The organism is Psychrobacter sp., from assembly GCF_035469765.1.
Lineage (GTDB): Bacteria > Pseudomonadota > Gammaproteobacteria > Pseudomonadales > Moraxellaceae > Psychrobacter.
In genome coordinates, this window is the sequence record NZ_DATIRM010000217.1 from 1 (window position 1) to 14,473 (window position 14,473).

Genomic DNA, 14,473 nt, shown 5'->3' on the forward strand with positions numbered 1-14,473 from the left:
TTACGTGTCAGTTTATGAGCTTGTCGTAATAGAGACATATAAGTCATAAAAAGTGAAGATAAAGAAGTCTACATAAGAGTCTGCGTCAAAAACTCAATATCAGTCATTGTGTTTAGTCATTCGGTCAGTAGTGGTGTTTAATAATGACGATGGTGTTATTATTGATAAACACGAGGAGAATAGTGACAAGATATTTAGGAAAACCATTAGTTTTCTCTTATCAGCAGACTATACGGGCTTCAAGACAGTATTGTCAATAATTTTTGCCAAAAAAGTGATGTAATCCAGTTTTTTGCTCATAAAATCAACAAAAAAGCCATTATCTGATACAGATAATGGCTTTAGCGTTTGTGCTATTTTTAACATACTTACTAAGAGTGATCAAAGCAAGCAAGTGTTAATTTACAAATGCTTATCTAGCACTTTGGCCAATTCAGCTTTTGGCTGTAGACCCATTACTGAATCAACTTTTTCGCCATCTTTAAAAACAAATAGAGTTGGAATGTTACGGATACCAAAACGACTTGCTGCTTGTGGGTTGTTATCAACATCAACTTTAACGATTTTAACTTTACCTTGGTACTCAGCCGCTAAATCTTCTAAAATAGGTGCAATGGCTTTACAAGGACCACACCATGTTGCCCAAAAATCGACTAAGACTGGCACGTCAGATTGTAGGACGTCTTGATCAAAGTTGGCATCGGTAGTATTAACAATAAGGTCTGACATAATTTTTCTCTCTTGTTTTATTATTTGTGTCACCATTTATCTATAAAACGATAAACGTCATACCAAAATGATGACAGGCTAAAGAATGTTAAGAATGGGTGAAAATCTGCCATTATATTAACATGTTTGCCCAAAGTTGACAGACGTAGACTGGTTAAATTGTTTAACAATTATGATTAGCACAATAAATTGACACATAAGGATACAGGTTGGGTTTTATCTGTCACCTGCTGTATTTATTTCTGCCTTTAACTGCTCGTTGAGATTAGCTGCATTTTTATTCTATAACGGATTCTGGTTTTTATATCCGAAATGACTAATATAAGTCCATTAATATAAGTAGCCCACATTTATGCCCTTTACTGATGAAAAAATCGACGCCCTTAACGCTGAAGAAAGTGCCCGTCCGCCTGAGTTTTTTCAAGCGTTTGCACAACAGGTTACCGTCTATGAAGACGATGATATCTGGGTGGTTGATAAGCCAGCAGGACTATTGAGTGTCGACGGTAAGACGTTAAAAGTCAGTTTGCTCGCTCGCCTTGAACGCGCCAATCCTGCAGTAAAACTGATTCATCGCCTCGATATGGATACCTCTGGGCTACTTATTTTCGCCAAGAGTGCAGCAGCACAGACTAATATTAGTAAGCAATTTATCGACCGACTACCCCAAAAAAGCTATCAGGCACGGGTTTTTGGTCAATGGGAAAGCGTTGGCGCAACGGGCAAAATATCCGTACCTGTGCGCTATGAGCCAACCACCAAACCGCGCCATATTGTTGACCATGATTGGTCAAAACATGCGCTGACTTTGTATGAAGTATTGGCACATGAAGAATGCAACGGTCACACAGTCACGCGAGTCCTGCTAAAGCCGGTTACAGGTCGCAGTCATCAGCTTCGCGTTCATATGGTACATGTCGGACATGTGATGATTGGTGACCCGATTTATGCAGAAGGTGCGGCATTAGATATTGCGCCAAGACTGAATCTGCATGCGCAGCAACTGCGTCTTAAGCATCCAACGCTTGGGGCGTGGATGGACTGGGAAAGCCCAACGCCTTTTTAGACGGATTTAGAGTATCGTAGTTGGTTTTAAATTAGTAAAAATTAAAGTCTATTATAGTCAAAGGCTATCGGCAGGTTATGCTAGCTGCGCCAAGGATGAATTGCCAAAACGAGATGACTGCTATCCTTGGCGCGTGAAAAATAACTATATTACTGACCGTATCATGCTCAAATATCGTAAAATTAAAGATGCATGGTTACACTTTAGCCGTTAGAAACCAACAAGCTCTACTGTCTGTTGTTAGTCTTACTGAGCTTGATTGATAAAGTCGCTGACCTGTTTGCTGAGCACCTGCCACAAGGTTTCTTGCGCGCTCTTGCTGCCCCACGCATTGTGCGGACTAAATATGACGCGTGGATGCTCGCCAAGAGTAATTAAAGGGTCATTGGCAGCTATGGGTTCTTGTTCAAAAACGTCGCTGCCATACCCTAAAATCTGCTCATTGTTAATAGCATCAGCAAGCGCTTTACTATCGACGATACCACCGCGAGCGACGTTAATAATCAACGGCTTCTTGCTCATTTTTGCTAATGTGTCTTTATTAATCAAATGCTGGGTAGCATCATTTAAAGGACAATGTAAGCTGATCACATCAGCACGAGCAAGTACTTCGTCAAAGGCAGTATAATCATCATTACGCGGCGCAGACCCTTGACGCTCTGCCCAAAGTACCGTCATACCAAAGGCACGAGCAATGTCGGTAACGCGTTTGCCGATGGTGCCAATGCCAATAATACCGAGCGTTTTATCTTCTAAATCCATTAGAGGGATATCAAGCAGGCAAAAATTACCGTTATCTGCCCACGTGCCATCGGTGACTTTATTATGGTAGTGTAAACCTGCACGCATCGCATTTAGCATCAGCATAAAGGTATGTTCAGGGACGCTTTTCACCGCGTAACCAGCAACATTATACAGCGCGATACCATGCTCAGCACAAGCATCTTGGTCGACATTGTTCATGCCAGTAGCGGTCAGTTGAATAAGTTTTAGCTTCGGTAGCTTAGCAATCACCTCAGCATTGATCTGCACTTTATTGGTAAAAATAATGTCGGCATTTTGACAGCGCTCAACGATCAGTGCTTGAGGCGTATCGTCGTAAGTAATGTAATCAGTAACGCCAGCGGGTGCTGGCAAGTCGACGTTATCAGAAAAAGTGCCTTTATCTAAAAAAACCGCTTGCATGATGATTCCTTATCTCGCTGTTATAGTAAATTGGCTTTGGTTATTATCGGCTTAATGTAGCACGTTGCCGTCTATAGTCAAAAAGTACAAAGCAAAAAACCTCTACTTCAATATTGAAATAGAGGTTTCATTTATTGAGACACTAGTTTCTTGCGCTTATAAAGAAAAACGTTTGCGCAATTTACCGATAAGACTACGTACGCGACTGCTTAAATCAATACGCACATCATTTTCAGGGTCGTGCTCGACTTCATAACGTTTGACCAATTCAGGGCTGGCTTTCAGCTTTGTATGATGCTGAAATGCACGGTTGACACTAATCTCAAGCAAGCTGGCACGCATTGGCTTCGGTAAACAGCGATAGACTTGACCTTTATTAATCAAGTCAATCAGTAAGCCCGCATCTTGGAATTCGGTCTGTACCAATACGACTAAATGCGGTGCATCTTGTTTTAAGGTAAAGATAATCGGTGCGATATTCTCGCCACTGACATTAATATCGGTAATACAAACACCGATATCTTCGTTCGCCAAATAATCGTAAGCCTCTTCTAAGCCTTCGGCATGCAGCACTTTATAGTTGTTAGAGAATTGCTTGCGTATTTGCTCAATTAGCTCGTTAGTCTCATCAATCACCAATAGCGTCTGCTTATTACCTGAGCTGTCGAATTGCTCGGCGTCTTCGTCTGGATTATAAGTCAAGGCGATTTCAGTGGCACGACCGACGACCGTGAGTAGCTCCTCAGATTTGCAAGGCTTGGTTAGATAACGATAAATTTCACCATCGTTAATAGAGCCGATAATCGCGTTCAAATCGGCATAACCAGTCAATAAAATACGCATGGTCGACGGCGATACGTCTTTTACTTCGCGTAAAATATCAACACCAACACGCTCAGGCATACGTTGGTCACTGACCGCAACGTGTACATGATTGTTTTTGATATAGTCGATATATTCAGTTGGGTCAGTGGTGATAAAAACGTCATGCGTTTTACGAAACAGCAGTTTCATAGAACGTAAGATACGTTGTTCATCGTCAATAAATGCCAGCTTTGGTTTAGCCTCAGCCCCTAGCTCAGCGGTATTGATATTATTACTGATGTCATTTTCTAATTCATTCATGATGAGTTCCTTATGATGAATAACAGTGATGTAGCTTTATATAACAATTAAAATGAGAACAGAACCTAGCGATTATGCTGCTAGGCTTTTTTCTGTCAAATCATTATTAATCGGTAGCGTTAAAGTAAAGGTAGTACCAACGCCTTCAGTCGATACGGCTTTGATATCGCCATTATGCTGCTCCATAATCTGCTGACTGATTGCCATACCAAGACCAGTACCTTCACCTGCGCCTTTAGTCGTAAAGAACGGCTCAAATATCTGACTGAGTACTTCTGAGCTCATGCCTTTACCGTTATCAATGACATCAACATAGACATTACTGTCATCGGCACGGGTTCGCACTTCAATTTTGCCATCAGGTTTCTCGCCCATGGCTTGCGAGGCATTATTGAGCAGATTGACCAAGACTTGGTTGATTTGCGACGGTGAGCATTTCACTTCAGGGGTTGGCGCAAAATCAGTGACAATCTCTTGATGTCTGATAGAGTTACCCGCGATTTTAAGCGAGGCTTCGATACATTCGCGCACATCAATGGTCTTCACTTTTGACTCATCAAGACGGGCAAAGTTGCGTAAGTTCAGTACCATTTCGGTGATTTGCTCGACGCCAAATAGCGAGTCTTTAATCAGCTCTTTTAGCTCAGCGGACAAATCATCTTCTTGGATTTCATCAGAAGCACGGACAATATCTGCTAATAACTTATCAATCTTGCCATCAGATGCTGCGTCTGACTTGATACCTTTTAACCCTTGTACCAGTTCAATCAGCTCTTCATATTGCTCAGTTAATTGACCGATAATCTCAAGATTGTTTTGAACATACGATAAAGGCGTATTTACTTCATGGGCAACACCCGCAACCATTTGTCCCAACGTTGCCATTTTTTCTGAACGGATCAGTTGTAGCTGTGAGCTTTTTAGCTCTTTTAGCGTCTCTTGCAGCTCAGCGGTACGTTCTTCTACTTTAATCTCAAGCTGCTGATTGATATTGGCAAGCTTACCTTCGTTAGATTGGATTCGATCTAATAGGTCGTTAATAGAGCCGTTCACCAGCCCAATCTCGTTGCGACCTCTCTTAAATTTAACGGAGCTCAATTTGTTATATTGCTTATTGTTAATGATGTTTTCTGCCAGAGAAATTTTATCGGTGGTTTCTTTCAATGGTTTAAATGCTAAGAAAGTCAACATAAAGTAGATAATACCAGCGGTGATAAGTAGCGCTAAAGCAATCCAGTTAATCAAGTTTTCACTCAAATTATCGGCAATCGCGTTAATCTCAGCATCAGGCTGTACGACAATTAGCTTCCAATAAGTTTCAGGAATCTCAAAGACATACGCTTGACTGCCGTTATAGAAGTTATCATTGGTCAGCTCAAAGCTCTGTAGCAAGCGGCTGTCCATAGCGTTTTGCTTATTTTCACCGTTATTTAGGTAAGCAGCATAGTTGACCAAATAATAACCTTTTGCGGTACCAGTTTCTGCTTTATCAAGTGTGGTTAGTACTTGCTGGACTTGTGGCGACACACTGGCAGCGACTTGCTCAATAATCTCATTACGCTGAGTTTCTAAGAAACCTAGCACTGGCTCCCAAGCAGGGTCAGAGTTGATAACCTGTTTGATATCAAGCGGTGTACCGGTCTCTTCATCGATATAGCTTAAGCGCTCAGGGTTAGATGAGGCGATTACCTTATCACTGTTATCTAGTAATAAAATGTAGCCTGAACCTGAGCTTTCACTTAACTTAACGATGTTTTCTTGTAGCTGATTTAGGGTAAAGTTAACCGTACTGGCACCCCAGAACTGATTGTCACGCTCAATTGCGACACCGCAGCTCATTGCAAGCTCGCCTTTGGTTTGGCTGGCGCGGACATGGTTCCAGATACAGCTGTCAGGTTTGAGTAGTTTTAAGACGCTAAACCAATCTTCTTGATAATAAGGGTTGGCTGGATTGGGATCGCTCAGTACTGCTTGGTATTCGCCGTTTTGACGTACCATTAAAAACGGATGGGTCACGGTATTGGCACCAAGGGCACCTTTTTCTGGCCAAATACCGCCACTACCCAATAAGCTATAGTCGCGTTTATCAAAGGCATTGGCGGTACTGACTTGCAAAATGTTCTCTTGCGGTGGCAGCGTTTGCGCGCTTTGCTGTAACAGCAAGGCACTACGCATGACGCGATTGATATCGGCAGAGATACTATTAACAGCAGTATTACCACGTTCAGCGACCAGCTTTGCTGATTCAAGGCGAATTTTATCATGACCTTCTTTATCAACGACATAAACAACGACCGCAAGTACGACCGCAAAGGCAATGAACAAAATAGTAGTAACTTGGGTACTGACTTGATTAAAAAAGCCGACTTTTTTGGAGTCACTCATGACGGGATTTGTCCTTGGGAGTAGGGAGCACAAAGAAGATTGCTAATGAGATTTATTGGCTACAATGACCTATATGGTTAGGTTCTATTAAAATGGCGTATGAATAATAGTCATAAACGTCAAATGAAAACAGTATTAACATAACTTAAAATAATGATAATAAATTCAACCTATAACTTAATGGACTATTATAGACAATAATCCACCCATGACCGCTGATAAAGCATGGATAACAGCTATTAGGTCTTAGGTCTATGCTATTTTTTATATAAGTAATAGTTAGCTAAAAGTCTAATGATTTAGTTAAAAAGTCTAATGACTTAGTTAAATTGAATAGCTTTGGTATTAAGAGAGATGTTCTATTGCATTTTTTAACAATACAGAAACAATTTTACAATAACAATATTTTTTGTTTACTTGCGAGTCGTTATCTTATTGGTTTATAAACCCAACTTATGCTTAGCTTTGATTTTATCTTGCAAAAACCTGCTCTTGAAAAGTGAACTTAACGCACTCATCTAGGCGCTAACGTTATATAATGGTCTGTTTTATCGACGGATCTCGCTCACAAGCTGATGTTGCCGATATATTTCTTGACCACATATTGAATAAATGCATATCCAGCAACTATCAGTTTATCCATGTTGCTGAGCCAGCAAGCATTGTTTGCATCGCAAGCTACCTATTTTCTTATCATCTGAGTACAAAAAGACATCGCCCTATGACTATCTCTATCGCTTCATTGCACAGCACCGAATTCGCCGTTGGTCAACGCTATTTATCTGATACGGAGTCCGAGCTGGGCTTAGGTGTGGTCATCGATGTAGACGACCGATGTGTGCACATTTTATTTCCGCAAAGTGAAGAGACACGCGTCTATGCAAAAAACTCTGCACCGTTATCGCGCGTGGTATTTAAGGTTGGCGACAGCATCTCTGATCAAGCCGGTAACACTTATACGGTGACGGCTGTTGAAGAAGTGATGGGCGTGCTCAAATACAGTGTTGATGAGCATGAAAAAGCAATCATGGAAACCCGTCTAGCTGCCAATATCACCTTGGCGAAACCACTTGAGCGTCTGCTGGCAGGTCGTATTGAGCGCAGTGATTGGTACGATTTGCGTCAAGATATTTTGCGTATGCAGTCAGCGCTTGCAGGTCATCCACTCAAAGGCTTGATGGGCGCGCGCGTTGACATCATTGAGCATCAGCTCTATATCGCTCATGAAGTTGGCAAACGTATTGCACCGCGTGTACTGCTTGCTGATGAAGTGGGTTTGGGTAAAACCATTGAGGCGGGCTTGATTATTCATCAGCAGCTGCTGACGGGTAAAGCTGAGCGTGTACTCATTCTTGTGCCAGACAGTCTGCAATATCAGTGGATGATTGAGCTGCGCCGCCGCTTTAATCTAAACTTTGCCTTATTTGATTTGGTACGTACCGCAGCGATTAAAGAGCACGACCCTGAGCAAAATGTTTTTACTACTGAACAATGTGTCATCGCTGGTATGGACTTACTCCTTGACCATCCTGACTTGTATGACCAAGCGATGGAAGCAGGGTTTGATTTATTGGTCGTCGATGAAGCGCATCACCTGCATTGGGATGAAGCCCAAGGCGGCAACGATAAATATGACTTGATTGCAGATTTTGCTGAAGAAACAGCCGGGGTTATGCTATTAACCGCCACACCTGAACAGCTTGGTGCGCAGAGTCATTTTGCCCGTTTGCGTCTATTAGACCCAGATCGTTTTGATGATTTAGATGAGTTTATCGATGGTCAAGAAGCCTTTGCAGAAACGGCAGCCGTTGCCAGCCTATTAATAGAAGACAAACCCTTAAGTGATGGGCAAATCGCGGCATTAAGCAGCTTGCTGACGATTAGTATCGATGAATTAGCAACGATTAATGAAGACGAAAAACTGCGTACTTATGCGTTAAATGAATTGCTAGATCGCCATGGTACGGGACGTATTTTATTCCGTAATACCCGTGAAAGTGTGAAAGGCTTTTATGGTCGTAGCAGCCAGCCGTATCCACTGCCATTGCCTGAAGCATGGGTCGACAGTTATCAGACCAATGGCAAATTGCGTGAGCAGCTATGGGGCGAAGAAAATCAGCCTGATGGCGGCTGGTTAGAAGATGACCCACGTGTGCCTTGGTTGATTGATATCTTAAAGAGCGAGCTTAAACATAAAAAGGTATTGTTAATTGCTCGTAGTGGCGCGACCGTTGAAAGCTTGGAAGCGGTATTGCGTCTACATGCGGGCATTAAAACCGCTATTTTTACTGAGCAGATGACCTTGCTTGAGCGTGACCAAGCGGCGGCGTTTTTTGCCGATAGCGAAGGCGCGCAGATATTACTATGCTCAGAGATTGGCTCGGAAGGGCGTAACTTCCAGTTTGCAAGCCAGTTGATATTATGGGATTTACCCGCCAATCCAGATACTTTGGAGCAGCGTATCGGTCGTCTAGATCGTATCGGGCAAACGCAGGAAATTATGCTGCATGTACCTTATGTTCAAGGTACCGCGCAAGAGCGTATGTATCAATGGTATAGCAATGCGCTAAATATGTTCAATCAGATTTCACCAACAGCGCAAAGCGTGCAAGAGCAGTATATCCAAGAGCTAAAACCGATGCTTGAAAGTGCTGATACCGACGTCAACCGTGCAATATTGGCAGACATCATCGCAGAAGCGGCACAAACACGACTGGGGCTTGAAGCACAGCTACAAGCAGGTCGTGACCGTCTATTAGAATACAACTCATGCCGTCCGCGCGTTGCTGGGCGTATCGCTGATGCCATGCGTGATTTTGATGGGCATAATCTATTGCCGCAGTTTATCGAGCGCTTCTTTGCCTCAGCCAATATCGAACATAATATCCAACGTGATGGCTCGTGGGTGATTTCACCGATTGACAGCACGGAAATTAGTGATTATATCGATGGCTTACCACTGGGTGATGAAGATGGCATGACCCTGACTTTTGAGCGTGAGCAAGCACTACAGCGTGAAGATATTGCTTTTATCACTCATGAGCATCCATTGATGCAAGCGATTTACGAGCTAGCGAGTACCAGCACCTTTGGTAATACCACGGTTGCGATGCTAAAAAGTGCCGCTATGCCCCAAGGTATGGTCATGCTTGAGGTGAATTTCCGTGTGGAAGCCATTGCACCGAAACTGCTTAACTTGCCTGCAACCTTGAGCACACAGAATATCCGTGTCTTTATCAGTGAGCAGGGCAGTGATTTGTCTGCGCGTATTAGCGCCGATATGATTATGCCGCATATTGAGCGTCTGGATAAAAACCGCGCCCGCCAAGTGATTAAAGTACGAGGTGATGTGATCGAGCAGCGTTATTATGAAGCGGAAGATATTGCCCGTCAGCAGTTGGCTGACATTGGCGAGCAAGCAAGCGCCCGCTTTAGCCAACAGTGGTCGCGTGAGATTCAGCGTCTTAAGCATCTACAAACTATCAATCCCAATGTACGCCCAGAAGAAGTCGAGCGCTTAGAGCAGCTAAAAGCGCAAGGTGAGCAAGCATTGGCGAGTTTGTCATTGGTACCAGATTCTATTCGTGTACTGGTGGCGGTCAAGCCATAAAGGTAAACTGGGATTAAAAAACGAGATGTATAAAGCATCTCGTTTTTATTTATTTTTCCTTATTACGCATTTCCAGTAATCGTTTTATGGCTTATCATTATAATAATATTTCTTGCTCGTTATAGGTTGTTGCTCATCTGAAGATTTATCTTGTATATTACAGTAATTGATTTCATATCATTTACTGTAAAACGCCATATCGGCTTAAGCCATATCCTCTTGATGTTTTTTGGCGCGCCGTATTATTGATAAAAATAAGGAAAATGATCGTCATGTCTGATTATTCACAACTGATAGATGAGCTACTTGCTACCGTCGCACTTATCGAAGTCAGCCCTGATGTATTTGAAGGTAAAAGCCATGACTATGTTGGCGCTCGTATCTTCGGTGGGCAAGTACTCGCACAAGCGATTATGGCAGCAGCGCATACGCTTGATGATGATAAACCTTGTCATTCATTACATGGGTATTTTTTGCGCGGTGGTGATATCAATCAGCCAGTGATTTATCAAGTGCGCCGCCTACGTGATGGGCGTAGCCTATCGGCGCGTGAAGTGACGGCGATTCAATATAAGCAAGTACGTGGTAAGCCGCCGGTTGAGCAAGTGATATTTTCGATGATTGCTTCTTTTTCACCGATGGAAGAGGGTTTAGAGTATCAAGAAGACATGCCTGTTTATCCGCCGCCTGAAGATTTACTCGCTGAGCAAGATTTAAAAGAAGACTATGTTGGTAAAGTCCCAAAGGCATTAAAATCTCGTTTTATGCGCCGTCGTCATATCGAGATTAAACCGGTGAAACCGCGTGACCCCATCCATCCGGAACCAATGAAACCTAAGCAAGCGAACTGGCTACGTATCCGTGAATTGGGTAATCAGCCGATTGCTATCCAGCAAGCATTATTGGCGTTTTCCTCTGATTTTTATCTGGTTGGCACAGGTCTGATGTCACATGGTATTAGCTTTATGACCAGTGGCTTGCAAGCTGCTAGTATCGACCACTCAATGCATTTCCATCGTCACTTTGACTTGAACGATTGGCTGTTATACGACATGTGGAGTGATACCACATCCAATGCGATGGGGCTCAATCATGGTCAGTTTTGGCAAGAAGGTAAATTGGTTGCAACCGTACAACAAGAAGGCTTGATGCGTTTACGCGTGCCGAAATCCTGATTTTTATCCTTTTATAAATAAAGAAAAAGCGACTCAAAATATATTTTGAATCGCTTTTTTTATGTCGTTTTATCAGGTTATTTTAAGCAATTATGCATAAAGATTTATTCAAAAATCTTCACCATCGCTCGAGGTAATCCAAGTGTTACTTGTGCATCATCAGCGTTTAACCAATTAATATTAATTTCAGCCGCTTGCAATGCCTTGGTTATCTCGGTCGCCTGTGTATCGTTTAAAGTCACTGATTGCGGGGTTAAATACCAATGAAAATGGGTCAATGAATGTTTGATAGGCGAATCATCGAGTAATGTGTTGCTAACTGATTTTGCGCTCAATTTATTCTTGTTCAGCCACTCATTAATAATCTGTTCAGCCGTGGTGAATTCTGTCTCGTATATTTTTTCATTACTAGCCACTTCTAATAACTGATTACCAGTCACTGCGCTTAGTGTCTTATCCTTAACAGCTACTTTACCGCTAATCTTTTCTACAAACTCTAGCGGTAAACTCCACAGACCGCCCCAAATGCCATTATCAGGACGTTGTAGCCACAGTATTTTACCATCGGTATCTTCAATTAATAACGCATTGCTAAACTTACTGGGTTTGGGCTGCTTTTTTGCCTTAACTGGATAATCTGTCTCGCGCCCTTGCGCATGCGCTAAGCAATCATCTTGTAATGGACACAATAGACAAGCAGGTTTGCTGCGCGTACATAGGGTTGCACCCATATCCATCATCGCTTGCGCAAACAATCCTGAGTTCTCTATTGGCGTTAAACGCTCCACCAATGCCCATAATTCTTTAGTAGTCGCCGACTTAGTGATATCACCATCAATTGCTGCCCAGCGTGTCTGTACGCGTTTGACATTGCCATCACAAATGACGCCATAACGATGCAAGCCCATTGATATAATCGCACCAGCGGTTGAAGGACCAACACCTGATATCGCTTCCCAACCTGCTAGCGTCTGCGGAAAGTCGCCAGACTCGTCAATCACAGCGACCAATTGCTTCGCGCCTTTATGCAAATTACGTGCACGCGCATAGTAACCTAGCCCCGCCCAATGCTCTGCTATCGTATCCCATTCTGCGGCTGCCAAATCCTGAACGGACGGAAATGACGTCATGAAACGTGCAAAGTAAGGCAGTACTGTCGTTACCTGTGTTTGCTGTAGCATGACTTCGGATAGCCAAACGATATAAGGGTTTGGCGCGTCAGTTTGATGCTGTTGCCAAGGTAAATCATGGCGACCGTTGATTTCAAACCAAGCAAGGAGTCGTGGGGCGAATGCGTCTAAAGAAGTTAATGAGTGAGAAAATTGAGTAGGCAAGAGTATTCCTTGTAAATTGAGCAGGGATATATAAGGTTTGGGATTAAGGTTATTTATGGGGTGTAATACGATTGATACAAGACAACAGTAGGTGAGCTTGGTTGTGAGCATCATTGGATAAAATGACAATTGACTGTATTGTTTGCTAAGTAAAGTTTTTGAGAATTTTTAGATAAGTTAAAGGTAAATAATAAAAATAAAACAGGTGCGCTAGGCGGGCGCACCTTACGAGCTATGTTAGTGAGAGTTTACTTCCGATTCTTCCGCGTTTTCAAGCGACGTAAGCGTTTCTCTTCTTCTTTAGCAATTCTTTTTTCTTCTGCCGCAATGCGTTGTTCAGCGACGACGACTTCTTCAGCCTCAGTCATAGTTGGCGTCTCCAAAGTGATACGCCCAATCTTACCGCTACGCAGCTCATTCACTAGGATTTCAGACATCCGGTACGTATCGACTTTATTGCCCGCGCGCACGCAGCCACGATTGCGACCAGCTATTTCAAAGAACTCCCAATCGGTCTGAGGCAGTTCTTCAATTTTATAGCGAGTTTTTAGCAGCTCAGGATAGGCGGTTAATAAATACTCAGCGGTATAACCGGCAACATCCGCAAAATCAAACGCCGTATCACGAATGCCGCCTGTTGCTGCCAAGCGATAGCCAGAGTTTTCGTTTTCAACTTTTGGCCACAGCATACCGGGTGTGTCATAGAGCATGATGTCATCGTCAAGTTTAATCAATTGCTGCGACTTGGTGACCGCTGGCTCGTCACCAGTTCTTGCCACGGCGCGTCCAGCCAAAGTGTTAATCAACGTTGATTTACCGACGTTTGGAATCCCCATAATCATGGCTTTGATTTGGCGACCCGTACCAACTTTATTGGGGACAAGTTGTTTACAGATTGCGATGATACGTTTGACATCATTGGCTTTATCAGTATCGCAAGCAATGGCTTTAACACCGTTTTGCTGCTCAAGATATTCCATCCACGTTTGGGTCAGCTCAGGGTCAGCAAGGTCAGCTTTATTTAAGATTTTGATGACCGGTTTTTCACCGCGCAATGCCGCGACCATTGGGTTTTCGCTGCTATAAGGAATACGTGCGTCAATCACTTCGATTACCACATCCATCTGCGGCATGATTTCTTTGATTTCATTGCGGGCTTTGTTCATATGCCCAGGGAACCACTGAATACTTACTCTCTTATCCATCTGCTTTCATAACCTTTTATAAAAAATGCTCAAAGTAAGACGATCGTCATTTACTTTTCATGGTGTTCAGTTTACTACATAAGCCACGTACGGATGCTAAAAAGTAATGATGCTAAAAAGTGCTCACACTATAATTTCAATTTGCTTTAATGAGAAACTATGATTCGACCTGTTCTGCTGTCTCATCACGTGCCGGCGGCAACGGTGCCAAATAACCAATCAGTAAAATCAAACTGCCTGCGCCAAGGAAAGAAATTACCCGCCAAATTGCCTCAGTCTGTGACAAGTCAACCAAGACCAATTTTAGGACTACAATACCCAATAAGCCAATGCCCATAAACCATAGCGCGCGCTGCCAATAGCGACTGGCAATAATGGTGGCGACCAATGCCAGTAGCGTCCATAAAATCGTCAGACCCGTTTGCACTTGCTCGCTACGCCATGCGCCGCCAGTATGGTCATATAAGTCGGCTATCCATAGCGGTGTATTAATGAAAGTGTGTAACGTTCTAACCAGCATGCTAGAGAGTATCCAAAAACTAATCAGCGCTAGTACGATCAACAACGTGTCACTCTTACGAATGGCGCTAAATAGATTTTGCGAGCGCGCCCCACGTTGACGCAATAAATAAACGCCCAATCCGTAAAACAACACTAGC

10 protein-coding genes are annotated in these 14,473 nt (G+C 43.1%); 3 read left to right on the forward strand and 7 right to left on the reverse strand.

Features of this window, described 5'->3' with window-relative positions:
* Nucleotides 1–402: 402 nt before the first annotated feature.
* Nucleotides 403–729 carry a thioredoxin gene (gene trxA, locus VLN09_RS06120; protein ID WP_325244678.1) on the reverse strand — a complete coding sequence of 109 codons (327 nt, stop codon included), beginning with the start codon at nucleotides 727–729 and terminating at the stop codon, nucleotides 403–405.
* 352 nt (nucleotides 730–1,081) lie between these two features.
* On the opposite strand from trxA, the gene VLN09_RS06125 reads away from it, so the two are divergent.
* Nucleotides 1,082–1,795, forward strand: coding sequence for an RluA family pseudouridine synthase (locus VLN09_RS06125; RefSeq protein ID WP_325244680.1), 714 nt, complete (start codon nucleotides 1,082–1,084; stop codon nucleotides 1,793–1,795).
* 246 nt (nucleotides 1,796–2,041) lie between these two features.
* On the opposite strand, the gene VLN09_RS06130 is transcribed toward VLN09_RS06125, so the two are convergent.
* The 3 genes from VLN09_RS06130 to VLN09_RS06140 form a co-directional block, all read right to left on the reverse strand.
* On the reverse strand, nucleotides 2,042–2,980 hold the full coding sequence (locus VLN09_RS06130) for a D-2-hydroxyacid dehydrogenase (protein WP_325244682.1): 939 nt from the start codon (nucleotides 2,978–2,980) through the stop codon (nucleotides 2,042–2,044).
* Between the two features lie 156 nt (nucleotides 2,981–3,136).
* Complete coding sequence (locus tag VLN09_RS06135) at nucleotides 3,137–4,105, reverse strand: response regulator (protein WP_325244684.1); 969 nt, start codon at nucleotides 4,103–4,105, stop codon at nucleotides 3,137–3,139.
* Between the two features lie 72 nt (nucleotides 4,106–4,177).
* The gene (locus VLN09_RS06140; RefSeq protein ID WP_325244686.1) at nucleotides 4,178–6,490 is read right to left on the reverse strand and encodes an ATP-binding protein; all 2,313 of its coding nucleotides are present in this window, start codon (nucleotides 6,488–6,490) and stop codon (nucleotides 4,178–4,180) included.
* A 721-nt stretch (nucleotides 6,491–7,211) separates the two neighbouring features.
* Between VLN09_RS06140 and rapA the strand changes: the two genes are divergently transcribed.
* A complete protein-coding gene (rapA, locus tag VLN09_RS06145) occupies nucleotides 7,212–10,100 on the forward strand; it encodes an RNA polymerase-associated protein RapA (RefSeq protein WP_325244689.1) in 2,889 nt (962 codons plus the stop codon).
* A gap of 272 nt (nucleotides 10,101–10,372) precedes the next feature.
* Complete coding sequence (locus VLN09_RS06150) at nucleotides 10,373–11,275, forward strand: acyl-CoA thioesterase II (RefSeq protein WP_325244691.1); 903 nt, start codon at nucleotides 10,373–10,375, stop codon at nucleotides 11,273–11,275.
* Nucleotides 11,276–11,379: 104 nt separating this feature from the next.
* Here VLN09_RS06150 and mutY read toward each other — a convergent pair whose 3' ends face one another.
* From mutY to VLN09_RS06165, 3 genes are all read right to left on the reverse strand, one after another.
* Complete coding sequence (mutY, locus tag VLN09_RS06155) at nucleotides 11,380–12,609, reverse strand: A/G-specific adenine glycosylase (protein ID WP_325244693.1); 1,230 nt, start codon at nucleotides 12,607–12,609, stop codon at nucleotides 11,380–11,382.
* Nucleotides 12,610–12,857: 248 nt separating this feature from the next.
* On the reverse strand, nucleotides 12,858–13,814 hold the full coding sequence (ylqF, locus tag VLN09_RS06160) for a ribosome biogenesis GTPase YlqF (RefSeq protein ID WP_325244695.1): 957 nt from the start codon (nucleotides 13,812–13,814) through the stop codon (nucleotides 12,858–12,860).
* Nucleotides 13,815–13,971: 157 nt separating this feature from the next.
* Nucleotides 13,972–14,473, reverse strand: a 502-nt coding sequence (locus VLN09_RS06165) for a DUF2339 domain-containing protein (RefSeq protein WP_325244697.1), incomplete at its 5' end; no start/stop codon positions are given.